This is a genomic window from Kouleothrix sp. (assembly GCF_046328425.1).
Lineage (GTDB): Bacteria > Chloroflexota > Chloroflexia > Chloroflexales > Roseiflexaceae > Kouleothrix.
This window is the reverse complement of record NZ_JAXLWP010000004.1, coordinates 221327-245732: the sequence shown is the minus strand read 5'-3', so window position 1 is coordinate 245732 and position 24406 is coordinate 221327. Positions and strand designations below refer to the sequence as shown.

Sequence of the window (24406 nt, the reverse complement as noted above, 5' to 3'; positions counted from 1 at the left end):
AATGAAAGCGATCAAGCGGAGCCGGCATCATCCGGCGGCAGCAGCGCGTCCCACCACACCCGGCCATCGCGCCGCTGCATCAGGTCGACATGGATATGCTTGGGGAGCGTGTAGTCGAGGTAGCCAAGCAGCCCGTGCTCGTTGCCGAAGCCGCTCTGCTTGAAGCCGGTGAAGCCGGCGTGCGGGATGATCAGGTGGTAGTCGTTGATCCAGACGGTGCCGGCGTGGATGCGCTTGGCGACCTCGACCGCCGCCTGGATGTCGCGCGACCACACCGCCGCGCCCAGGCCGTACTCGATATTGTTGGCTAGCTCGATCGCCTCGGTGACGCTGGTGTACGGGATCACCGCCAGCACCGGGCCGAAGATCTCTTCCTGCGCGATGCGCATATCGTTGCGCACATTCGTGAAGATCGTCGGCTGCATGAACGGCGCGCGCTCGAAGCCGGCCACGCTGGCGGGCTTGCCGCCTAGCGCCAGCGTGGCGCCCTCGTGCAGCCCGGCCTCGACATAGCCCATGACGGTGCGCAGCTGCTCGTGCGACACCATTGGCCCCACGTCGGTCTCGAGGTCGAGCGGGTTGCCCAGGCGCAGCTGGCTGGCGCGCGCTACCAGTCGCCCGGCCAGTTCATCGTACAGCTGCCTGGGCACGAAGCAGCGCGCGCTGGCCTCGCAGCTCTGCCCGCCGTTCAGGTACACGCCGAACAGCAGCCCGTCGGTCACCAGGTCGAGGTCGGCGTCGGGCATCACGATGCTAGGCGATTTGCCGCCCAGCTCGAGCGAGACGCGCTTGACGTTCGTGGAGGCTTGCTGCATCACCCGGCGGCCGCTGGCGGTCGATCCGGTGATCGATATCTTATCGATCAGCTGGTGCCCGGCCAGCGCCTCGCCCACACTGCCACCAGGCCCGGTCACCAGGTTGATCGTGCCGCGCGGCAGCAGGCCGGCTTGGTCGATCAGCTCGAACAGGCGAATGGTAGTGAGCGGCGTGTACGAGGCCGGCTTGAAGATCACGACGTTACCGGCCGCCAGCGCCGGCGCCATCTTCCACGAGGCAAACAGCAGCGGGTAGTTCCAGGCGGCGATCTGCGCGCACACGCCGATCGGCTGGCGCCAGATGAAATTCCAGCTCACCGAGGGCATATCGGTCCAGGGCACCGGCTCGTAGGGGTGGCGGCGCGCGATTTCGGCGAAGGTATGCCAGTGCTCGGCCGCGCCGGGTAGGTCGATGAACAGGCTCTTGCGCATTGGCACGCCGAGGTTGCGCGACTCAAGCTCGGCCAGCTCGTCGGCGTGCGCTTCGATCAAGTCGGCGATGGCGTGCAGCACGCGCGCGCGCTCGTGCGGCGCGGTATGCGGCCACGGCCCGCGGTCGAATGCTTTGCGGGCGGCCTGCACCGCGCGCTCGACATCGGCCGGGCTGCCTTTGGCCACGTAGGCCATCGGGGCGTCGCGCGCCGGCTCGTTCACCGGCATGATCTCGCCATCGGCGGCGTCGACCCAGCGGCCGTCGATGTACAGCCCATAGCGCGGCAGGTCGTCGGTGTGGTTTGCTTCCATACGCATTGCTCCTGGTGCTCTTTGTCGGGCATGCTGCTATGCGTCATGATAGCAGACGCGGCGCGCTGCGGCAAGCGAGCCGTGCGTCTGATGCTGGTGGGTCACTTTGGCACATAGGTAAAAATCGTATCGCGGAATGCGAGCTTATAGTGCTGCCGGATGGCGTCGAGCATTTCGGGCGTCCAGCGGCCGGATGGGTCGATCCGGTCGTGGCCGAGATCGACCGGGAGCATAATTGCGCTGAAGCGCCGCTCGGCGATCTCTTGCATCAGGCCGCTCTCGTCCCACACGCCGCTTTGCGCCGCCGGCCCCATGGTCGATGGGTCGTCGTAGCGTAGCGGCCGGCCGGCCGCCATCATCAGCCCTACATCGTCGGCGAGGATCTCGCCGGGGGTATTGCGCATGAAGTCCAGGTAGCGCTGGGGCGTCTGCGGCGGCGCCAGCTCGTTGATGTACCAGTCTTGCGGCCGGTAGGCCAGGCCAAGCTGCGCAATCAGCAGTGCCAGCGCCAGCAGCGCGGCGAGCGGCCGGCGCTCGCTCCACTCGGGCAGGCGGCCGGCGCAGATGCCAACCGCCAGGCTGATCGCCAGCAGCGACTCGAGCAGGTGGTTGTGGTTGGCGCCGGTCTCGCCCGCGCCCAGCAGGGTGATCGGCGCCAGCAGCGCGTAGCAGGCCGGCACCAGCACGCGCCGATCGCGCGGCGCCAGCGCCAGCAGCACGCCGGCCGCCAGCACTACCCCCGGCGTATAGGGCAGCAGCAGCGCCACGAACTTGCGCCACAGCGCCACCGACCACCACTCGCTGCGGTGCAGGCCCCAGATGTGCGCGGTGAACTGAAAGCTGGTGATCAAGTCGAGCGTGACCCAGGCGCCCAGCACCAGCGCCAGGTAGCACAGCCCGAACAGCAGCGTGCGCCGCCGCAGCGGCAGCCGGCCCACGAACATGGCCGGCCCGGCGCCGGCGCGCCAGTCGCGTAGGTCGTCGAATGCGAGCGCCAGGCCGGTGGCTAGCGGCGCGGCCACGGTCGTCTGCTTAGCGAAGAACGCCAGCGCGAAGCACAGCGCCGCCAGCGGCAGGGCCAGCGGCGATAGCCGCTCCAGGCGGAGCGGCCACTCGCGCGCGGCTGTGTCGGGCCGGCCGGAGGCGGCGGTAGCCATGCACAGGCCCAGCGCCGTACACAGCAGCGCCAGCAGGTCGGGCTTGATGCGCGTGGCCCACAGCAGCAGCGGCGGCGCGCTCGCGAACAGCGCCAGGCCGGCGATGCTGCCGAGCCACATGCCGCCAGCGCGGCGGCAGGTTAGCACGATCAGCAGCGCCACCGCCAGCGCCGCCGCCAGCGAGACCAGCCGGCCGGCCCAGAAGACATGCGGCCCGGCGATGTGCGCGTCGGCGAGGCCCAGCAGCAGAAAATGCAGTGGCGGGTAAGGCGCCGACACAAATCGCAGGCGCTCGAGCGGCTGATACAGCGGCTGGCCGGCATAGAGCAGCCGCGCCTCGTGTAGCAGCGTGCCCTCGAGCCCGTCGTGCGGGTAGGGGTAGCGCAGCAGAAACTGCAGCCTGAGCGCGGCGGCCCAGATCAGCGGCAGCGCGCCGGCCAGCAGCAGCGCGAGCGCGGCCAGGCCGGCGGCGCGGGCGTACGGCCGCCCGGCAGCGCGTGTTTCAGAAGCCGAGTTGAACATAGGCAATCACTATGACGAAGTCCCTTCAAATTACCTTTTCAGACAGCTAATACCAAATTCGCTTGATTACTGACACTTTGGTGGGGTTTGGGCAGGCTTCGCCGCCCCTGCCTCGTATTGTGTTGCACGACGTGGCGAAGCCACGTCGTGCAACACACTCTATACGTGTAGGACTTACGCAGTTGGCGCGCTCAGCCTTCGGCAGAGCGGTACTCTCTTTCGTGTATGGCGCGGTTTTCCGCGCGCGGAGCGCGGAAAACCGCATACAGAAGATGGAGGAGTACCATGTGCTGCCGCAGGCGCAATCTCATCGCTTGGGGAAGCCGAACAGCGCAAGTGCGTAACTCCTAAAGCGATCAAACGGAGTTGGTATAAGGCAAAACGCCGGCAGCGTAAGCCGCGCTAATGCGTGAGCGGCGTGAGCGAGAGCTTGCCGTCGCCAAATACCACGCTGAACCACAGCGCCACGCCCTGCCCCGAAACGAACAGCACCATCAGCCAGGCCAGCGCGCAGACCCAGCGTCCGCGCGCCGCCAGCCGCCCCAGCAGCAGCCCAATCGCCGCCAGCGCCATGGGCAGGAAGAAATAGAAGTAGCGCACCTGCAGCGACAGCAGCAGATCGGCCGCCAGAAACAGCAGCACGCTCAGCAGCCACGCGGCGGCCACCAGCCGCGGCTGGGCGCGGCGCCGGTTCAGCGCGATCAGCGCCAGGCCGCAGGGTAGCAGCGCCAGCCCCGCGCCGCTGTAGGCCAGCCGCATGCCAACCCACAGCAGCGGCGTGGCGCCGGGCAGCCAGCTTTTCGCAGCGTCGCCATCGCGCACCTGGCCGAAATGGTTGATCATGCTCGGCAGCCCGTCGGCGTACAGCGTCGCGAGGGCGAACAGCGCGCTGACCGCCAGCAGCCCGGCGGCAAGGAGCATGTTGCGGTGCGGCCGCGCCAGCACCAGCAAAAACGCGATGCCGAACCACGTGCTCAGCAGCAGCGCCACGCCGATATGCGCGCTGACCGCCATAAGCAGCATAGCGATCGCGCCGGCCCAGGCGCGCCGCGGCAGCGGCCACTCATCGCTCATCAGCGTTACGGCGATCGGTGCAGCGAACCACTGCCCGAACAGCTGCGCCGAAAAGCCGTAGCCCATCACCGTAAACGCCGTGGTGCTGCCGGCGTAGAGCACCAGCGCCATGCGCGCCGCGTGGCGGTTGCCGCCCAGCCGCCGCGCCAGCAGCGCCGCCAGCAGCGCGGTGGTGCCGTCGAGCAGCGCCAGCGCGCCCTGCAGCAGCGAGTCCTGGTCGCCGATCAGCAGCTTGCCGGGCACAACCGCGAGGTAGGTTCCAGGCGGGTATAGGATCTCGCCGTTGCCGAACTCGCTCGATATAACCATGTGAATAAGCTGGCCATTGGCGATATCGGTGAGCAGCCGGGTGTGCAGAAATAGGTCCTGGCCGCCAAAAGTAGGGTAGAGCATGCCGGCGATGCGGATGGCGCAGGCCAGCAGCGCGAGCCCCCACAGCAGCCGGATCTCGCGCGCGCCGCCGGCCCAGGCTAGCGCGCGCTCGGCGACTGGCAGCCCAACCCAGCTGATCGCCAGCAGCGCCGCGCTTGCCACCGCCAGCCGCAGCGTGTAGACATACGCCAGCAGCAGGTCGGCGCCAAGCAGCGCGCCCAGCCCCAGCGCCAGCGCGGCCACCAGCGGCAGGCGCGCGCGCCATGGCAGCCGCACGATCGCCAGCGTCAGCAGCGCCGCGCCGAGGATCGCCGCCTGCGCCAGCAGCGTCGGCAGCGTCGGCGCGCGCCAGCCCGTGCCTGGCGTGCTGAGCTGCACGCGCCGAAGCTTGATCCCCAGCGCGCGCGGGTCGTCGCCAACACTGAACGTAGGGCTGTCGATCGCGATCGTTGCGTCGCCCGAGGCCGCTTGCGGCAGGATGAAGGTGTAGCTGCGCGCCTGGGCCGCGGCGGTGAATTCGAGCCAGGGCTGGCCGTTGAAGCTCAGCCGTACCTGCGCGGGCGCGGGCCGGCCGCCCAGATCCAGCCGCAGCAGTGTTGCAGGCGCCACCAGCGCCTGGCGGAAGCGCAGCAGCGCCTGGCCGTGCGTCCAGCGGTAGCTCGTACCGTCGGCCTCGCGCTCGGGCTCGAACACATTGCCGAGGTAGAAGATCGCCCGGTACGTGCCGGCGTCGACGGCGTAGCCGCCTGCGCGCATGTTGAGCGCCAGCATATCGGCAGCCAGCAGCAGCGCGAGCGCAGCCAGCAGCGCTGCGCCGGGCCTGGCGCCGCGCCGCAGCCGGCGTGCCAGTGCGGCGCGCACGTGGGCCACAGGCATCGGCCGCGCCGTGGCGGTGAGTTGTGAGGGCACCTGCTGGTTAGCCATAATTGCGAGAAACGGCGCCGGCAAACCGGCTTACATCGCGACTATGCTACCCGATATAGGCCCGAAACGCAACCGCGCCGAAATCGTGCTACAAATGTATCGCAAATCGTAGGCGACTGTGGTATACTACCAGTATTCCACTGCGTGTGGCCCCTTGAAGGGCGCCGAATTGTTTCAAACCGCGCACCCGAATCCAGATGTGCCCAGTGGCCCGGCAATGCGCGTAGCGGCGCCCGATGTTCACCAGCCGAGAGGCTGCACACCTGCTGATGGCAGACGATCCGGCGGCGCTATGTGTTGAAATTGTGCCGTGCCACAGCTTGGGGCGGAATGATTCTTGATACACCGGAACTGCGGCTGGTATCCACTGTACGGCGGGGTTCAACCCCAGCTTGATGCTCCACACCCAATGATGTGGGCTGGCCGTGCGCGCCGGCCGGTGGGCATCGGGCATGCCAACCCGCACGAATTTATTGTTCAATCTCTTCATTAAGGAAAATGCATTGAGTGCAGAACGGTTACAGAAGGTGCTGGCTAGCGCCGGCATTGCCTCGCGGCGCGACTGTGAGGAGTTGATCGGCGCCGGCCGTGTGTCGGTGAATGGGAAAGTGGTAGTTGTGCCGGGAACGCGCGTCGACCCTGAGCAGGACGAGATCGCCGTCGATGGTCAGCCGATCGGCAAAATCAACCCGCGCACGTATGTGATGCTGCATAAGCCTGCGGGCGTGGTTTCAACCGCCGAAGACCCGCACGGCCGCCCAACGGTCGTTGCCATGGTCGATCTGCCCGCACGGCTGTTTCCGATCGGCCGCCTCGACTACGACAGCGAGGGGCTGCTGCTGCTGACTGACGATGGCGAGCTGACACAGCGCCTGACGCACCCGAGCTACCAGGTTGAAAAAGAGTATCGTGCGCTGCTCGACCAGGCGCCCTCGCCCGAGGCGCTGCGCGAGTGGCGCAGCGGTGTGCTGCTCGACAATATCCCCACCGCGCCTGCGTGGGTCGATGTGCTCGAGCGAGGCGAAGACGGCGTGTGGGTGCGCGTGGTGCTGCACGAGGGCCGCAAGCGCCAGATCCGCGAGGTGGCCCGGCTGCTCGGCTACGATGTGCTGCGCCTGATCCGTGTGCGCGAGGGGCCGGTGCTGCTGGGCGATCTGCCGGCTGGCGAGTGGCGCCGCCTCACCGACGACGAGGTCGAGGCGGTGTGGTCGCACGTCGGCGGCCCCAATGCCGAGCCGCTTGAGACGCCGGCTCGCGCCGTGCCGGCGCGCCCGCGCCGCCGAACCGCCGATGAAACCGCCGCCCGCCCGCCCCGCCGCGCTGGCCGCGAGGCCGATCCGGCCGCCGTGGCGCCTGCCGCGCCAGACGATGCCGCTCCGCGCCGCCCGCGCCGCGATGCTGCCGAGCAGTCCGCGCCGGCGCCGCAGCGCGGCGAGCGCGATGGATCCCCACGCGGCGATCGGCGCGACGATGCGCCGCGCCGCGACGACCGGGGAGGCAGCTTCGATGCACGCGGGCCGCGCCGCGACGACCGAGGAAGCAGCTTCGATGCACGCGGGCCGCGCCGTGACGACCGAGGAAGCAGCTTTGATGCGCGCGGGCCGCGCCGTGATGACCGGGGAGGCAGCTTCGATGCGCGCGGGCCACGCCGTGATGACCGGGGAGGCAGCTTCGATGCACGCGGGCCACGCCGCGACGACCGGGGCGGCAGCTTCGATGCACGCGGGCCGCGCCGCGACGACCGGGGCGGCAGCTTCGATGCACGTGGGCCACGCCGTGATGACCGGGGCGGCAGCTTCGATGCACGTGGGCCGCGCCGCGACGACCGGGGCGGCAGCTTCGATGCACGTGGGCCGCGCCGCGACGACCGGGGCGGCAGCTTCGATGCACGTGGGCCACGCCGCGACGACCGGGGCGGCAGCTTCGATGCACGCGGGCCACGCCGCGACGACCGGGGAGGCGGCTACGATGCACGTGGGCCACGCCGCGATGATCGAGGAGGCAGCTTCGATGCACGCGGGCCACGCCGCGACGACCGGGGAGGCAACTTCGATGCACGTGGGTCGGGCGCCGAGGGCCAGAACCCCGACCGGCCCGAGCGTGGCAATGAGCGCCTGCCTGACCGACCCGAGCGCGAAGAAAAGCGCGGCCCCGGGCGCGAGTGGCACGAGCGCACTAGCCAGGAAAAGCGCGAGCAGCGCTCGATGGCGCGTGGCCGCCCCGGCGGCTACGGCTCGGGCCGCACCTTTCGCCGCAACGGTTTTCCGTTCCGCACCCGCTCGTCGGACGATAAAGACAAGTAGCTGATTGGCTGAGAAGATCGGGCGAATGGGCGGCGCCAGCTGCCCATTCGGCGTTTATGGCGGCTACTGCGCCGCGCGTCGCGCGAAGTCGGCCGTCCAGTAGAAATGATTACCGCTGGGATCCTCGGCGCTGTAGCAGAAGCCGGCGCCTACCGCTTGCTGTTGCGTATCGAGGATATTGCGGCGGTGCCAGCCGTCGGGCGGCTCGTCCATCCATAGCGCCACCACCTGCAGAGGGTCGTCGTAGCCGGCCGCAATGTTCTCGCTGGGCCACTCCCACGCGGGCACGCTGCCGGCCAGCCGCTGGGCCAGTGTGCGCCCGTCCGACGAAACGTGCGAGATCAGCTGGTGCGCGGCCAGGTCGCAGCTATGCGCGCGCGCCGCCTCCGCTAGCTCGGGGCTGGACTGGTAGGGCGGCAGGCTGTTGGCGGCGCGCGCGCGGTTGATCTCGGCGACCAGTAGCGCCTCGCGGGCGGCTGCGTCGTCGGGCGGCGCGGAGGAGCCGGCAGGCGCGGCGGTGGGCGCGTACGCTGTAGGGGCTGGGCTCGCGGCTGCGTCGTCGGGCGGTGTGGGCGTGGCGGCGCGTGGGCTGGCGGTGCGCAGCGGCAGGGGGCGCCTGCTTAGCGGTGGCGTCTGAGCCGCCAGCGCGATCTGCGCGGTTGGCAGCGGCGCGGCAGGCTGGGGTTGTGTTTCGCGCAGGCCGCAGGCGGTGCAGCCGAGCGCGCACAAGGCTGTTAAAATGTATAAGGCTTTGTGAAGCACTGTACCCTTATCAACGTGTTGTGCCAAAGCCGATTGGTTGCTTTATATACCGCGTGCTTGTGCGGCGCCCGTCTTCGCCTGGTGCCGCACAAGCAACGGGGTGTTGTTGCGCCCGTATCGCTCTACTGCGTGCCGAAATCCTGAGTCCAGTAATAGAAATACGGCCCGCCGATATTGCCGGCGTCGTCGCGCACATTCGCCTGGTCGGAGGCCTGGTAGTAGTAGCCTATGCCGGTTTCGCGCAGGCTGCAGTTGAGCATGTTGGCGTGGTGGCCGGGGCTCTTGATCCAGGCGTTCACGGCGTCTTGCGGGGTTTTGTAGCCGGCGGCGATGTTCTCGGCCAGCTGCGTGTAGGTGTAGCCGGCATCGCGCGCGCGCGTCGCCAGTGTCGATTTGTCCGAGCCGGTATGGCTGAAAATATCGTGCAGGGCCATGTCGGCGCTGTGGCGATTGGCGGCCGCGCTGAGCTTGGGCGAGATCGCCAGGTTGGCATTGCAGCCGTTGCGGCGGCGCTCCTGGTTCACAAGATCCACCACCTGCTGCTCGATCGAGCCGGCCTGCAGCTGGGCGCTGGCAAGTGGAAGGTAGGCCTTGTATGTCGTGGCCGTGGTTTGCGCGGCGGCATAGGCCGGCGCAATCAGGCAAAGCCAGAAAATGCTGGTGGCGCAGAGCGCGCGGCGAAGATAGTACATGCGTCTCTCCCCGTATGATTATTGTTGCTCGGGCTGGGGAAAGTGTATAGGTTTTAACCAACAAGCTCAATAGTACCAGGGTACCGCAACCGATGACAGAATGCTCTCAGCGGCTGTTTGATACGCTGTTCACCTGATCACTTTAAGGCTTACGCAGTTGGCGCGCTCAGCCTTCGGCAGAGCAGTTCTTTCTTTTTGGATGTGTCCATTTTCCGCGCTACGCGCGGAAAATGGACACACGATGATCAAAAAGTACCATGCTGCCGCAGGCACCATGCATGGCTTTGGGAAGCCGAACAGCGCAACTGCATAAGCCCTACAGGTATAGATTGTGTTGCACTACGTGGCGAAGCCGCCCCCAAACCCCCACCAAGTGCAGGAACCCACGTATGGAGGAGAACCGCACCATGGAGCAGACAACGCCGGCCTACCCCGATGGCGCGCTCGAGCATTTACGCGCGGCCGACCCGGTGCTCGCGCGGCTGATCGACGAGTATGGGCTGGTGGTGCGCGAGCGCGACCGGCCGCCGTTCTACGCGCTGATGTCGGCGATCGTGGGCCAGCAGATCTCGGTGAAGGCGGCCGCCGCGATCATGGCGCGGCTGCTGGCGCTGTTTCCAGCGGGTCGGCAGGTTGGCCCGGCCGAGCTGGCCGAGGTTTCGATCGAGCAGCTGCGCGCGGTGGGGCTATCGGCGGCGAAGGCCGCGTACATGCACGATCTGGCCAGCAAAGTCGCGGGCGGCCAGGTGAACCTGGAGCAGCTGCCCGGCCTGGACGACGAGGCGGCGATCGGCGTGCTGACGAGCGTGAAAGGGATCGGGCGCTGGACCGCCGAGATGTTCCTGATCTTTTCGCTCGGGCGGCTCGACGTGCTGGCGGTAGACGACTTGGGGTTGCGGGCGGGGATCCGGCTGGCGTACGGCATGGACGAGCTGCCGAAGGCCGCCGCGATACGTGCGCTGGCCGAGCCGTGGCGGCCATATCGCACGATCGCGACGTTCTACTTCTGGCATCACCTGCACAACATGCCGCTTAGCTATTGAACATGCCGCGCACGCGCTGCATCAGCTCTTCGGCGGTCGACTGCATCTCGCCGACGTTCTCGCGCATCTGCGAGCGCGCGTCGGCGGCGGCGCTATCCTCGTTCGGCACCAGCAGCCACAGCACCACATACACCATCAGGCCGAAGCCGTTGAGCAGGCCGAGCGCCAAAAAGCCAAGCCGCACTAGCAGCGGGTCGATATTTAGCATGGCGGCGATGCCGCCCGCAACACCGGCAACGACGCGGTCGTTGCGGCTGCGTAGAAGACGTTTCCCTTGCATACTGCACCTCGTACGGCGCGAGCGGCGGGTGCTGCCCGCGCGAAGATCTCTGGCCGATTGCTGGTATGACGTAGGGTGCAGCGGCAATGTTGCGGCGGGGGGGGGGCGGGGGGGCGGCGCCCCCCCCCCCGAAATTTCTTTTTCTTGTGCGCCCGGCAAAGCCGGGCGCACAAGAAAACACAAGTAATCAAACGGGTTGGTATAAGTGTGGCGCTGTGCCGGCCTCGGCCCCAGCCGCGCATGCCTCAGGGCCTGCCGGCATGTAGCTGCGTGCCGCCCGGCGCGCTGCAGAACCACAGCACTGTGTCAGGTGCGCCAGCTGGCCGGCGCTATCGGGCACCAGCACAGTGACGCGCACACCCTTCTCGCGCGCGCCGGTCATCTCGAGCAGCACGCGGAATAGGTCGGTCTCGGTGATCATGCCGATCACGTGGCCGTCGCGCATCACCGGCAGGCCGCCAATCTTGTTGTCGGCCATGAGCCGCGCGGCCACCTCGATCGGCGTATCTTCGGCCACCGTCAGCACCTCGGTGCGCATCACCTTCTCGACGGTAAGCTTGCTGAGCAGGTAATTCAGCTCCCAGACGCTGAGCGTAGTGGCCGACGAAGCCGACGCGTGCAGCAAATCGCGCTCGGTGACGATGCCGACCAGGCGGCCGTGATCGACCACCGGCATGCGGCGGATATGCTCGCGCCGCATCATCGTAAGCGCTTCGGGAACCGGTGTGTCGGGGTGTACCGGAATCACCGGATGTGTCATTCGTTCGCCGACAAGCATGCCATTGCTCCTTACACTTCAGTGTGTGTATCCTGTGTGGCCAGCGCGCCGTGCCGGCTGGTATGGCTGGCCGCGCCACGTGGGTTTGCGCCCGTGCTCGGTGCCGAGCGCGCTTTCTGCACCAGCCATGCTGGTGCAGATCGCCGGCTGCGAGAGTAATAAAACCGCAACTTAGCTACGATCATTGGCAATTGGCGTAGGAGCTACACCAGCTCTGCTTGATCACTTTCTTTTTGGTTAAGGAGATATGCAGTTGCGCTCTTCGGCTTCCTCAGGCGACGCGATTGAGGCTGCGGCAGCATGGATTGCCGCTGCTTTATAGGTGTGCGATTTTTCCGCGCTGCGCGCGGAAAAATCGCACACCTATAAAGCAGCGGCTGAACAGGAAGCGGTGGCCAGGCGCGGCAGCTGCCGCGCCTGGCCACCGGGGCACGAGGGGAATATTTCGGTTACACGCGCCGGATGCGGTTGTAGCGCGGCGTCCAGATCAGCGCGTCGATGCGCGCGGCAAGCTCGGCCGCGCTGGATGGCTCGGCCACGCCGGCCTGCTGGGCGGCGGCGCCAACCGCCAGCGCCACCTGGCGGGCCATGCCGCGCACCTCGGAGAGCGGCGGGAACAGCGGGGCGTCCGGGTCGTCGGCGATCGGCGCCAGCGCGCTGAGCGCGCGGGCCGCTGCCACGAACATGCCGTCGGTGACGCGCCGCGCGCCGGAGGCCAGCACCCCCAGCGCCATGCCTGGGAAGATCAGCACATTGTTGCACTGGCTGATCCGCACCGTCCGCCCGCCGTACACCACGTCGGGGAAGGGGCTGCCGGTGGCGATCAGCGCGCGCCCCTCGCTCCAGGCCAGCAGATCGACGGGCGCAGCCTCGCAGCGCGAGGTTGGGTTCGAGAGCGGGAAGATGATCGGGCGCTCGGCATAGCCGAGCATCTCGCGCACGATCGGCTGGGTGAAGGCGCCGGGCTGCGCCGCCGTGCCGATCAGGATCGTCGGCCGCACCTGGCGCACCACATCTTCGAGCGTGATGCCGGCGCGCCCAAGGTGGAACTCGACCGCGCGGCCGAGCGGCTGGGCGAACTCGCGCTTGGCCGGGTCGAGATCCAGCCGGCCGTCGTGCACCAGGCCGTGGCTGTCGACCAGCCAGATCGTGGCGTGGGCATCTTCAGGCGTCGCGCCGTCGGCGACCATCGCGGCGACGATCTGCTCGCAGATGCCGGTGGCGGCCGAGCCGGCGCCCAGCATCACGATCCGCTGATCGCGCAGGCGCTCGCCGCTGGCCGACATCGCCGCCAGCAGCCCGGCCAGCGTCACCGCGCCAGTGCCCTGGATGTCGTCGTTGAACGAGCACAGCTGTTCGCGGTAGCGATCGAGCAGCCGGCGCGCGTTCTGCTTGGCGAAATCTTCCCACTGCAGCAGCGCCTGCGGGTAGACGCGCATGACTGCCTTCACAAACGCCTCGATAAACGCGTCGTACTCGGCGCCGCGCACGCGCTCGTGGCGCCAGCCCAGGTACAGCGGGTCGTCGAGCAGCGACTGATTGTCGGTGCCGACGTCGAGGTGGATCGGCAGCGTGGTGGCCGGGTGGATGCCGGCGCAGAGTGAGTACAGCGTCAGCTTGCCGACCGAGATCTCCATGCCGCCGATGCCCAGGTCGCCCAGGCCGAGCACGCGCTCGCCGTCGGTCACCACGATCGCGCGCACGTCGGTGTTGGCGGTGTTGCGCAGCATTGCCTCGATCGAGTCGCGGTGCGGGTAATCGATATACAGGCCGCGCGGGCGGCGGTAGATATGGCTGTAGTGCTGCGCGGTAATGCCCACCACCGGCGTATAGATCATCGGCAGCATCTCGGTGATGTGCTCGCTGAGCAGCCGGTAGAACAGCGTCTCGTTGCGGTCCTGCAGGCTGGTGAGGAAGATATGCCGCTCCTGGGCGCTGGTTTTCTGGAGGTAGTTCTCGTAGGTGCGTTGGAGCTGCTCTTCGATGGTGGCGATGTGTGGCGGCAGCAGGCCCAGCAGGCCCAGCTCGGCGCGCTCGGCCTCGCCGAAGGCGCTGCCCTTGTTCAGCATCGGGCAGTCGAGCAGCAGCGAGCCGGCCAGCGGCGTCTCGAGTATCTCGTCGCTGGTGTCGGGTTCTTGAACGACCGTATAGGCTTTCATGCGCGGCTCCTTCTTGGGGCGAGCGCGCCGTCGAGCGCGCGCCGATTGGCTCCCGCCACGTGCTTCCTCGCGCCCGGCGTCCCAACGCCTAGCTTATGCGATCGCCCGCGCCCATATGGGTAAGAGATCGTCATTCCGCGAGAAGAAACATTTACGCACCGCAGCGCGCGGCCGAAAGTGAATGTTTGTTACCCTGAGAGGGCGATTTCTTTTCTGTACGGCCCACGCGTGGGCACTACTATCCACATGGCAAACACCATATAAAAACGCTAGCGGTGGGAGGCACGCTAATGATTGGATTAGACGCCGAGACGCGCGACATGGTGATCGCGACGTTGAACGAGTATGCCGAGCGCAAACTTAAGCCCGAGTTTCTGCGCGAGCTGGACGAAAAAGATGAGTTCCCCGCCCAGGTGCTGAAGGATCTGTACGATCCTAACCAGTTTGGCCTGCACCTGATGTTCATCCCCGAAGAGTACGGCGGCCTCGGCGGCGGCGCCTACGACATCTACCGCGTATCCGAGACGATGGCGCGGATCGACCTGGGCATCGCCACTGGCGTGCTGGCCACCTTCCTGGGCACCGACCCGATCACCGTCGGCGGCACCGAAGAGCAGAAAAAGCGCTGGATGGGCAAGATTGCCGACGAGGGCTTGCTGGTGGCCTACGGCGCCACCGAGCCGCAGGCCGGCAGCGACCTGGGCACGCTTACCACCAAGGCCGAGCCGGTAGTCGAAGACGGCAAGGTGGTGGGCTACAAGATCACCGGCCGCAAGCAGTGGATCAGCAACGGCGGCGTGGCCCGGCTCTACACGGTGCTGGCGAACGCGCCGGGCGGCCCCTCGTGGTTCGTGGTCGAGCACGACGCGCCTGGCTTCATCAAGGGCAAGCCCGAAGACAAGCACGGTATTCGCGCCTCGAACACTGCGGCGCTGTTCCTCGACGACGTATACGTGACGGCCGACCGGCTGGTGGGCGGGGTTGAGGGCCAGGGCCTGGCGCAGGCGCAGGCCGTGTTCGGCTACACCCGCCTGATGGTCGGCTCGTTCGGCCTGGGCGGCGGCTGGGCCGCGCTCGAGCGCGCCATTCGCTACGGCCAGACGCGCGTGCAGGGCGGCGGGCTGCTGAGCACCAAGCAGGCCTACACCCACAAGCTGCTGGTGCCGAACGCGGTGCGGCTTGAGGCCGCGCGCGCCTACATCGAGTGGGTGGCCGAGCGGATCGACGGCGGCGACCCCGAGCAGCAGACCGAGGGCGCGGTGGCGAAGTACATGGCCACCGAGGCCGGCAACAAAGCCGCCGAAGACGCCATCCAGGCCCACGGCGGCTACGGCTACACCAAAGAATATATGGTCGAGAAGATCAAGCGCGACGTGCGGATCACCTGCATCTACGAGGGCACCTCGGAGATCATGGAGTGGACGATCGCGCGCGACCGCTGGCAGCTGCACCTGAAGAGCCAGGGCGCCTACTATCGCGACTGGGCCGCGCGCCTGGTGGCCGGCACCCCCGGCAACGAAAGCGGCGCCGCGACCGCCGCGCTGGCGCTGCGCGCGCTGGCGGCCCTGCTCGACCGCTGCCGGCTCGACCGGCTGACGCGCAACCAGCACATCTTGTTCCGGCTCGGCGAGCTGATCGCCTACGCCGAGACAGCCGCGATCTTCGCCGAGCGCGCCGCCAACAACCCGACTGTGGCCACGCCGCTGGCCCCCGAGACGCTGCGGGTGATGGCGCGCATCCACGCGCGCGATGCCGCGCTGAAGGTGGCCAACGACGGGCTGCGCTGGGCGATCGGCGCAGGCCAGACCGACGCGAACCTGCCCGGCTCGCTCGACCTCCCGGCGATCTTCGCGGCCCAGGCCGGGCTGATCGACGATATGAACCTGGTGGCCGGCAAGCTGATCGAGGCGTTCCCCGCCGAGTAGCCAGCTGGCGGTGGGCGGTAAGCAGTTCGCGATGCAGGTAATCAATTCGCGGTGAGCTGCCTACTGCCCACTGCCGGCTACTCTAAGGAGTGATTATTATGAACTCAACAGCCGATCGCGCGATCGCGATCGTTGGCCTCGGGGCGATCTTGCCGGATGCGCCGAACGCGCCAGCATACTGGAAAAACATCCTCGCCAAGCGCTACAGCATCACGGAAGTGCCTTCCGAGCGTTGGAGCGTGGCGAGCTACTATGATGCCGACCCTGCCGCCCCCGACAAAACCTACAGCAAGATTGGCGGCTGGGTGCGCGGCTTTACCTTCGATTGGCAGCGCTTTCGCATCCCGCCGAAGGTGGCCGCCGCGATGGACGAGGGCCAGCAGTGGGCGGTGACGATCGCCGCCGAGGCGCTGGCCGACTACGGCTACCCCGACCGGCCGCTGAACCTCGAGAACACCGGGGTGATCCTCGGCACGGCGATGGGCGGCGAGCTGCACTACCAGACGAACCTGCGGATCTCGTTCCCCGAGTATGCCCGCGCGCTCGAGGCCGTGCCCGAGTTTCAGCACCTGCCGGCCGAGGCCCGCACCGCGATGCTGGCGCGCTGGCACGAGCAGATCGAGCGGCGCTTCCCGCCGATCACCGAAGACTCGATGCCCGGCGAGCTGCCGAATATCGTGGCCGGGCGCGTGGCGAATGTGCTGAACCTGCGCGGCCCTAGCTTCATCACCGACGCGGCCTGCGCCTCGACGTTCGCGGCCTTCGACGCGGCCGTCGAGCTGCTGCTGCAGAACCAGTGCGACGCGGTGCTCACCGGCGGCGTCGACCGCAACATGGGCGTCTCGACGTTCGTGAAGTTCTGCAAGATCGGCGCGCTCAGCGCCACCGGCACGCGCCCGTTTGGCGATGGCGCCGATGGCTTTGTGATGGGCGAGGGCGCGGCGATGTTCTTGCTCAAGCGCCTGGCCGACGCCGAGCGCGACGGCGATAAGATCTACGCGGTGCTGCGCGGCATCGGCGGCTCGAGCGACGGCAAGGGCAAGGGCATCACCGCGCCAAACCCGGTCGGGCAGGTGCTGGCGATCCAGCGCGCCTGGCACGACGCCGGGCTGGACCCGGCCACCGCCACGCTGGTGGAGGCCCACGGCACCAGCACCAAGGTCGGCGACGTGGTCGAGGTCGAAAGCCTCACCAAGGTGTTCGGCGGCGCCGAGCGCGGCCGGATCGCGCTTGGCTCGGCCAAGAGCAATGTCGGCCACCTGAAGGCCGGCGCCGGCGCGGCCGGCCTGCTGAAGACGGTGATGGCGCTGCACGACAAGGTGCTGCCGCCGACGCTGAATTCCGAGAAGCCCAACCCGAATATCAACTTCGGCGCCACGCCGTTCTACCTGAACCACGAGCCGCGCGAGTGGCCGCAGCCGGCGGGCTACCCGCGCCGCGCCGCAGTCAGCGCCTATGGCTTCGGCGGCACCAACTTCCACCTGGTGGTCGAGGAGTATGTGCCGGGCATGTTGAAGACGAGCGACCGCACCCAATTTACAGGCGCGGGTGCTGACCAGCGGCCAACGGCCAACGGCCAACGCGCGGCGTCAGATGATAGCTCGCGTTCGTCGTTTGGTGGCCCCTCGCCGGCCCCGAAGCCCATCCGCGGCATCCTCGCGCTGGGCGCCGACACGCCGGTGGCGCTGAAGGACGCGCTCGACGAGGCGTTTCGCAAGGTCGAGGCCGGCTGGACGCCGCCGATCGCCACGCCAGCGCCCGAGGTGCTGAGCGCCAGCGAGCGCCTGGTGATCGACTTTGGCTCGCACGACGAGCTGCTCGACAAGATCGTGAAGGCGCGCAAGGCCGCCGGCTTCGATAACCCGGCCGCGTGGAAGGCGCTGCAGGCTCAGGGCGTGTTCCGTGGCAGCGGCGCCGCAGCCGGCAAGGTGGCATTTCTGTTCCCCGGCCAGGGCAGCCAGTATGTCAACATGGGCCGCGAGCTGGCGAGTGTCTCGCCGGCCGTGAAGGCGGTGTTCGACGAGGCCGACCAGGTGATGACGCCGATCCTCGGCAAGCCGCTCACCAGCTATATCTTTGTGGATGGCGACGACCCGGCGGCGGTGAAGAAGGCCGAAAAAGACCTGATGCAGACGGCGATCACCCAGCCGGCCATGCTCACGCTCGATGCGGCGATCCACCGGCTGCTGGCCGAGTATGGCTTCGCGCCCGACATGGTGATGGGCCACTCGCTTGGCGAGTACGCCGCGCTCACCGCCGCCCAGATCATGCCGCTGGCCGATGCGCTCGAGGCCGCCGCCGCGCGCGGCGCCGAGATGACCAAGGTGAGCATGGGCGACAACGGCTGGATGGCCGCGGTGATGGCCCCGCTCGACGTGGTGCAGCAGACGCTGCAATCGATCGACGGCTACGTGGTGGCCGCGAACATCAACAGCTACGGCCAGGCCGTGATCGGCGGCGCGAGCAAGGCCGTCGAGCAGGCGATCGAGCTATTCACGCAGAAGGGCTTCCAGGCCCAGCGCATCCCAGTGAGCCATGCCTTCCATACCAAGATCGTCGCCCCGGCCTCGAAGCCGCTGCGCCAAGTGCTCAACCGGCTGCGGATCGCGCCGCCGAAGCTGGCGCTGGTAGCGAACGTGACCGGCGAGCTGTACCCCACCGATGTCGAGGGCATCAAAGACATCCTGGAGCTCCAGATCGCCTCGCCGGTACAGTGGGTCAAGGGCCTCGAGACGCTCTATGCCAATGGCGCGCGCACGTTCGTGGAGGTTGGCCCGAAGAAGGCGCTCAAGGGCTTTGTCGACGACGTGCTCGGCAGCAAGCCGGGCGTGGTCTCGCTATTCAGCAACCACCCCAAGACGGGCGAGCTGGCGAGCTTCAACCAGGTGCTGTGCGGGCTGTACGCGGCAGGGTACGGCGTACGTGAGAACCAAGAACCAAGAACCGAGAATCCGGGGCCGGCGCAAGACCAAGGACGAAAGATGAAAGAAGCCCTGCCGGCCGTGAATGCCGCGGCGGTGGCCGCTGTCGCGGTGCCGGTTCCGCAGGCTGCTCCTACCCGGCGAGCAGAGGAAACGACCATGGCATATGGAAATGGGCAGCCGGCCCTACAATCGGTTGAGGCGCTCGGCCAGCTGCTGGCCCAGGCGCTGCAGGGGCTCAGCGCAGCCCCTAGCCCGCAGCCCGCAGCCGCGAGCACCTACGACCGCAACGCGGTTCCGCTCGGGTCGGTGGTGATCAGCGGCACCGGCCTGGGTCTGCCCGGCGCCGAGAAGCCGGTGATGGATCCCGACAACGCCCTGCGCATCCTGCGCGGCGAGCAGTTCATCGACCTGATCCCCGAGCGCTTCCGCAAGCGCATGCTCGCCAAGCGCGTGACGCGGCTGGTGAAGGGCGCCGACGGTGGCGGCGAGTTCGAGACGCTCACCGACAGCGACGAGATGATCAAGCTGGCGGCGCGCCCCGGCGCGTTCGACCTGGCCGACGAGTATGGCGTGCCGGCGAAGCTGCTCGAGGCGCTCGATATTACCACCCAGCTGGCCATCGCCGCTGGCCTCGACGCGCTGCGCGAGGCCGGCATCCCGCTGGTGCAGACGTATCGCAAGACCAGCAAGGGCACGTTCCTGCCCGAGCGCTGGCTGCTGCCCGAGCCGCTGCGCGACGAGACGGGCGTGATCTTCGCGAGCGCGTTTCCCGGCGTCGACCGGATGGCCGACGAGTTTGCGCGCTTCTACGCCTGGGAAAATCGCCGCGCCCAGCTGGCCGAGCTGGAAGACCTGCGGCGCTATACCAACGACCCGGCCACGGCGCAGGAGATCGGCCGGCGCATTGGCGCGCTGCGCGCCGAGATCGAGCGCGAGCCATACCAGTTCGACCGGCGCTTCCTGTTCCGCATCCTGGCGATGGGCCACAGCCAGTTCGCCGAGTATATCGGCGCGCGCGGCCCGAATACGCACGTCAATGCCGCCTGCGCCAGCACCACCCAGGGCGTGGCCCTGGCCGAGGACTGGATCCGCTCGGGGCGCTGCCGCCGCGTTCTGGTGGTGGCCGCCGACGACGTGACCGGCGAGAACCTGATGGAGTGGATCGGCGCGGGCTTCCTGGCGACCGGCGCCGCCGCCACCGACGACCGGGTTGAGCAGGCCGCGCTGCCGTTCGACCGCCGCCGCCATGGCACGATCCTCGGCATGGGCGCCTGCGCCCTGCTGGTCGAGAGCGAAGACGCCGTGCGCGAGCGCGGCATGCGCGGCGTGGTCGAGCTGCTCAGCAGCGAAACCGCCAACAGCGCATTCCACGGCACGCGCCTCGACGTCGCGCATATCTCGCAGGTGATGGACCGGCTGGTGACCGCCGCCGAGCGCCGCTTCGGCCTCGACCGGCGCGCGTTCGCCGCGCAGACGGTGTTCGTATCGCACGAGACATACACTCCCGCGCGCGGCGGCAGCGCCGCCGCCGAGGTCACGGCGCTGCGCCAGACGTTTGGGCCGGCCGCCGGCGAGATCGTGATGGCCAATACCAAGGGCTTCACCGGCCACCCGATGGGCGTGGGCATCGAGGACGTGATCGCGCTCAAGATCCTCGAGCACGGGATCGTGCCGCCGGTGCCGAACCTGAAGGAGATCGACCCCGATCTCGGCGAGCTGACCCTGAGCCGTGGCGGGCGCTACCCGGTGCAGTACGCCATTCACCTGGCGGCCGGCTTCGGCTCGCAGATCGCGATGACGCTGACCCGCCGCATCCCCGGCTCGCTCGACCGCGTCGACAGCCGCGCGCGCTATACGCGCTGGCTGGCCGATGTGAGCGGCTACGACCGCGCCGAGACCGAGGTGGCGAAGCGGGTGCTGCGAGTGGTGGCGCAGGGCGCGCCCAGCCGCTCGCCTGTGCCAAGCGTTTGGCAGTATGGCACCGGCCCGGCGCTGCGTACGCTTGTGGCCGCCGATGGCGCCGGCAACGGCTACCACCCGGCGCCGCTGAGCCTGGAGCCGGCCGCGCCAAGCCGCGCGCCCGAGATTGCGCGCGAGCCAGCCGCCGCGCCGGCACTTGCGGCCAAGCCGCTGCCGCCGCCAGCGCAGCCCGCTACCAACGGGCACGCGGCGGCCAACGGCCACCAGCCGGCCGCCCCGAGCCAGGAGCCTGCCGCTAAAGCACAAGAGCCTTTGCCGGTTGTCGAGGCGGCTGTCGCGCCAGTGCAGCTGGCCCCCAGCGCGCCAGATCTTGGCGCCGCCACAGCAACACTCGCCGCCGATGGCCGCCAGCCGCAGGCTGCCGCCGACCCGGTGGCGGAGCAGGTGCTGTCGATCGTGGCGGAGAAGACCGGCTACCCGCGCGACATGCTCGACTTCGACCTCGACCTGGAGGCCGACCTGGGCATCGACACGGTGAAGCAGGCCGAAACGTTCGCGGCGGTGCGCACGGCGTTCAATATCGAGCGGATCGAGAATCTGAAGCTGCGCGACTACCCGACGCTCGGCAGCGTGATCGGCTTTGTGCGCGAGCACCGGCCGGATCTGGCGGTGGCGGCTAAGGTCGAAGCGCCCAAGCCGAGCGATGCTGGCGTCGCCCCAGTGCCGGCTGCTGCGCCTGCCCCGGCGCCGGCCGCTCGCCCAGCGGGCGACCCGGTGGCCGAGCAGGTGCTGGCGATCGTTGCGGAGAAGACCGGCTACCCGTCGGAGATGCTTGAGCTGGACCTCGACCTGGAGGCCGACCTGGGCGTCGACACGGTGAAGCAGGCCGAAACGTTCGCGGCGGTGCGCACGGCGTTCAATATCGAGCGGATCGAGAACCTGAAGCTGCGCGACTACCCGACGCTCGGCAGCGTGATCGGCTTTGTGCGCGAGCACCGGCCGGATCTGGCGGTGGCGGCTAAGGTCGAAGCGCCGGAGCCGAGCGACGCTGGCGTTGCCCCAGTGCCGGCCGTTGTGCCCGCCCCGGCGCCGGCCGCTCGCCCAGCGGGCGACCCGGTGGCGGAGCAGGTGCTGTCGATCGTGGCGGAGAAGACCGGCTACCCGCCGGAGATGCTTGAGCTCGACCTCGACCTGGAGGCCGACCTGGGTGTCGACACGGTGAAGCAGGCCGAAACATTCGCGGCGGTGCGCACGGCGTTCAATATCGAGCGGATCGAGAACCTGAAGCTGCGCGACTACCCGACGCTGGCCAAGGTGATCCAGTTCGTCTACGACCAGCGCCCCGACCTGGCGGCGCCTACGGCCCCGGCTGCCGCGCCGGTAGCTGCCGAGCCTGCGGCCGAGCCAGCGGCTGTAGCGACGGCGGCGCCGGTTCCGGCAGCGAGCCCGGCCACCACATACTCGCTTGAAGAGGCGAACAAAGCGCCGCGGCGCGTGGCGGTTCCGGCGCTGCGGCCGCCGCTCGACCTGTGTAAGCCCACCGGCGTGCAGATCGACGGTGGCAGCCGGATCGTTGTTGTGATGGATCGCGGCGGCGTCGGCAAGGCGCTGGCGAGCCGGCTCGAGCGGCGTGGCGCCACGATCTTCGAGATCGACCCGCAGCAAGATGCCGAGGTGCTCGAAGCGCAGCTGCACGCCAGCACTGCCCACGGCAGCATCCAGGGCGTGTACTGGCTGCCGGCGCTCGACGCCGAGCCGGCGATCGAGGACCTGACGCTGAAGGCCTGGCGCGAGCTGACCCGCCAGCGCGTCAAGAACCTGCACCTGGTTATGCGCATGCTGTGCGGCCAGGTGACCGGCCCGAACACCTTCCTGGTTTCGGCGACGCGCCTGGGTGGCCTGCACGGCTATGGCCCGGCCGGCGCGCTGGCCCCGCTAGGCGGCGCGGTCACCGGCTTCACCAAAGCCTACAAGCGCGAGCAGCCCGAGGTGCTGGTGAAAGCGGTAGACTTCGAGGCCAGCCGCAAGACCGCCGAGCCGGCCGACCTGCTGATCGCCGAGACGCTCGGCGACCCCGGCGCGGTTGAGATCGGCTACCGCGAGGGCCTGCGCTACACCGTCACCCTGGACGAGCAGCCGCTCGACCTGGGCGCGGCCAGCGGCGGCCTGGCGCTCGGCCACGACAGCGTGTTCGTGGTTACAGGCGCGGCCGGCGGCATCACCAGCGCGATCGTGGGCGACCTGGCGCAGGCCAGCGGCGGCATATTCTACCTGCTCGACCTGACGCCCGCGCCCGCCGCCGACGACGCGAACATCGCGCTGTTCCGCAGCGATAAAGAGGCGCTCAAGCGCAAGCTGATCGACGAGTTCAAGGCCGCCGGCGAGCGCCCGACGCCGGTGATGGTCGACAAGAAGATCATGGGGATCGAGCGATCCGAGGCGGCGCTGCGCGCGATCGAGACGGTTCAGGCGGCCGGCGGCACCGCACACTACCACAGCGTCAACCTGCTCGACGAGGCGGCCGTAGCCACGGCGATCGACGACGTGCGCTCGCGCTATGGCAAGATCGACGTGCTGCTGCACGCCGGCGGTATCGAGATCAGCCGCGGCCTGGCCGACAAGGCGCCCGAGGAGTTCGCGCTGGTGTTCGATATCAAGGCCGACGGCTTCTTCAGCCTGCTGAAGGCCGCCAAGGGCATGCCGATCGGCGCCACCGTGGCGTTCAGCTCGGTGGCGGGGCGCTTTGGCAACAGCGGCCAGACCGACTACAGCGCGGCGAACGACCTGCTGTGCAAGATCAGCAGCAGCATGCGCGGCTGGCGGCCCGACACCCGCGCGATCGTGATCGACTGGACCGCCTGGGGCGGCATCGGTATGGCCACGCGCGGCTCGATCCCCAAGATCATGGAGATGGCCGGGATCGATATGCTGCCGCCTGAGATTGGCATCCCGACCATCCGGCGCGAGCTGGTGGGCAGCGGCTTCCGCGGCGAAATTGTCGTCGGCCAGCGGCTCGGCATTCTCACCGCCGAGTTCGACCCCACCGGCGGCCTGGACACCGAGAAGCTCGCGGCCGAGCTGGCCCGGCGCGACCCGCCGCTGCTCATGCTTGGCCAGGTTGTGGCCGCCAAGCTGTATGGCGGGCTGGAAGTGGCGACCACGCTCGATCCGCAGCAGCAGCCGTTTCTGTTCGATCATCAGATCGATGGCGTGCCGGTGCTGCCGGGCGTGATGGGCACCGAGGCGTTCGCCGAGCTTGCCAGCTTGCTGGCGCCGGGCTACCGCGTCGCGGCGCTCACCGAGCAGTTCCACAGCCCGTTCAAGTTCTACCGCCACCAGCCGCGCACGCTGCGCCTGAGCGCCAGCCTGCGCCCGGCCGGAGATGGCCAGCTGGTGGCCTACACCGCGCTGCGCTCGGTGACCGAGCCGGCCCGGCCGGGCCTGCCCGAGCGCGTGGACCTGCACTTCACCGCCACGGTGCTGCTGGCCCACGCCCTGCCCGAGACGCTGACCGAGCCGCTCTGGCAGCTCGGCAGCCCGCGCGAAATCGGGCGCGACGCGATCTACCGGATCTACTTCCACGGCCCGGCCTACCAGGTGCTCGAGCGCGCGCTGATCGAGGGCGACCGCGCGGTGGGCTTGATGGCGCACGATCTGCCGCCCAACAGCGCGCCGGCCGAGGCCGAATCGCTGATGGCGCCGCGGCTGATCGAGCTGTGCTTCCAGACCGCCGGAGTGTGGGAGATCGCCAACAAAGGCGTGATGGCGCTGCCGCTGGCGGTCGGGTCGGTGACAACCTACCGGCAGCCGGCTCAGGCGAACGGCGCGCGGCTGTTCGCGCTGGTCGAGGCGCTGGCCGGCGGCGCGGCCTTCAACGCCCGCGTCGTCGACGAAAGCGGCAACCTGTATATCGAGCTCAAGGCCTACCGCACCGTGCAGCTGCCGGGCCAGGTGAGCCTGTAGAACCTTGGCAGCCCGCACAGCGTAAGTCCGAAGCATCCGCCTGGCATCA

General features: G+C 68.5%; 12 protein-coding genes. 4 read left to right on the top strand and 8 right to left on the bottom strand.

Features of this window, described 5'->3' with window-relative positions:
• Window positions 1-11: 11 nt before the first annotated feature.
• The 3 genes from U0177_RS03810 to U0177_RS03800 form a co-directional block, all read right to left on the bottom strand.
• A complete protein-coding gene (locus U0177_RS03810; protein WP_409569263.1) occupies window positions 12-1559 on the bottom strand; it encodes an aldehyde dehydrogenase family protein in 1548 nt (515 codons plus the stop codon).
• A 101-nt stretch (window positions 1560-1660) separates the two neighbouring features.
• Window positions 1661-3238 carry a hypothetical protein gene (locus tag U0177_RS03805; RefSeq protein WP_409569262.1) on the bottom strand — a complete coding sequence of 526 codons (1578 nt, stop codon included), beginning with the start codon at window positions 3236-3238 and terminating at the stop codon, window positions 1661-1663.
• Between the two features lie 402 nt (window positions 3239-3640).
• A complete protein-coding gene (locus U0177_RS03800) occupies window positions 3641-5560 on the bottom strand; it encodes a hypothetical protein (RefSeq protein WP_409569261.1) in 1920 nt (639 codons plus the stop codon).
• 551 nt (window positions 5561-6111) lie between these two features.
• Here U0177_RS03800 and U0177_RS03795 point away from each other — a divergent pair.
• Complete coding sequence (locus tag U0177_RS03795; protein ID WP_409569260.1) at window positions 6112-7911, top strand: pseudouridine synthase; 1800 nt, start codon at window positions 6112-6114, stop codon at window positions 7909-7911.
• A gap of 63 nt (window positions 7912-7974) precedes the next feature.
• Here the strand turns inward: U0177_RS03795 and U0177_RS03790 are convergent, their stop codons facing one another.
• Together U0177_RS03790 and U0177_RS03785 are read right to left on the bottom strand one after the other, a co-directional pair.
• On the bottom strand, window positions 7975-8673 hold the full coding sequence (locus U0177_RS03790) for a CAP domain-containing protein (RefSeq protein WP_409569259.1): 699 nt from the start codon (window positions 8671-8673) through the stop codon (window positions 7975-7977).
• Window positions 8674-8795: 122 nt separating this feature from the next.
• Window positions 8796-9365, bottom strand: a complete 570-nt coding sequence (locus U0177_RS03785; protein ID WP_409569258.1) for a CAP domain-containing protein — start codon at window positions 9363-9365, stop codon at window positions 8796-8798.
• Between the two features lie 389 nt (window positions 9366-9754).
• On the opposite strand from U0177_RS03785, the gene U0177_RS03780 reads away from it, so the two are divergent.
• Complete coding sequence (locus tag U0177_RS03780; protein WP_409569257.1) at window positions 9755-10408, top strand: DNA-3-methyladenine glycosylase family protein; 654 nt, start codon at window positions 9755-9757, stop codon at window positions 10406-10408.
• Here the strand turns inward: U0177_RS03780 and U0177_RS03775 are convergent.
• From U0177_RS03775 to U0177_RS03765, 3 genes are all read right to left on the bottom strand, one after another.
• Window positions 10398-10688 (bottom strand): PspC domain-containing protein, encoded by a 291-nt coding sequence (locus U0177_RS03775; protein WP_409569256.1) that lies wholly within the window; start codon window positions 10686-10688, stop codon window positions 10398-10400. The genes U0177_RS03780 and U0177_RS03775 overlap by 11 nt on opposite strands.
• Before the next feature lie 187 nt (window positions 10689-10875).
• Window positions 10876-11466, bottom strand: coding sequence for a CBS domain-containing protein (locus U0177_RS03770; RefSeq protein WP_409569255.1), 591 nt, complete (start codon window positions 11464-11466; stop codon window positions 10876-10878).
• Window positions 11467-11915: 449 nt separating this feature from the next.
• Complete coding sequence (locus U0177_RS03765; protein ID WP_409569254.1) at window positions 11916-13625, bottom strand: NAD-dependent malic enzyme; 1710 nt, start codon at window positions 13623-13625, stop codon at window positions 11916-11918.
• A gap of 290 nt (window positions 13626-13915) precedes the next feature.
• On the opposite strand from U0177_RS03765, the gene U0177_RS03760 reads away from it, so the two are divergent.
• Complete coding sequence (locus U0177_RS03760; protein WP_409569253.1) at window positions 13916-15550, top strand: acyl-CoA dehydrogenase family protein; 1635 nt, start codon at window positions 13916-13918, stop codon at window positions 15548-15550.
• Between the two features lie 98 nt (window positions 15551-15648).
• Window positions 15649-24357: an SDR family NAD(P)-dependent oxidoreductase gene (locus tag U0177_RS03755; RefSeq protein WP_409569252.1), complete on the top strand. Its 8709-nt coding sequence runs from the start codon at window positions 15649-15651 to the stop codon at window positions 24355-24357.
• The last annotated feature ends 49 nt before the right edge of the window (window positions 24358-24406 follow it).

What these genes read in the sequence shown, in the direction of transcription:
- U0177_RS03780 (WP_409569257.1), top strand. Translation starts at nt 9,755, where the DNA reads ATGGAGGAGAACCGCACCATGGAGCAGACAACGCCGGCCTACCCCGAT.
- U0177_RS03760 (WP_409569253.1), top strand. Translation starts at nt 13,916, where the DNA reads ATGATTGGATTAGACGCCGAGACGCGCGACATGGTGATCGCGACGTTG.
- U0177_RS03775 (WP_409569256.1), bottom strand. Translation starts at nt 10,688, where the DNA reads ATGCAAGGGAAACGTCTTCTACGCAGCCGCAACGACCGCGTCGTTGCC.
- U0177_RS03805 (WP_409569262.1), bottom strand. Translation starts at nt 3,238, where the DNA reads ATGTTCAACTCGGCTTCTGAAACACGCGCTGCCGGGCGGCCGTACGCC.
- U0177_RS03765 (WP_409569254.1), bottom strand. Translation starts at nt 13,625, where the DNA reads ATGAAAGCCTATACGGTCGTTCAAGAACCCGACACCAGCGACGAGATA.
- U0177_RS03755 (WP_409569252.1), top strand. Translation starts at nt 15,649, where the DNA reads ATGAACTCAACAGCCGATCGCGCGATCGCGATCGTTGGCCTCGGGGCG.
- U0177_RS03800 (WP_409569261.1), bottom strand. Translation starts at nt 5,560, where the DNA reads ATGCCTGTGGCCCACGTGCGCGCCGCACTGGCACGCCGGCTGCGGCGC.
- U0177_RS03785 (WP_409569258.1), bottom strand. Translation starts at nt 9,365, where the DNA reads ATGTACTATCTTCGCCGCGCGCTCTGCGCCACCAGCATTTTCTGGCTT.
- U0177_RS03810 (WP_409569263.1), bottom strand. Translation starts at nt 1,559, where the DNA reads ATGGAAGCAAACCACACCGACGACCTGCCGCGCTATGGGCTGTACATC.
- U0177_RS03770 (WP_409569255.1), bottom strand. Translation starts at nt 11,466, where the DNA reads ATGCTTGTCGGCGAACGAATGACACATCCGGTGATTCCGGTACACCCC.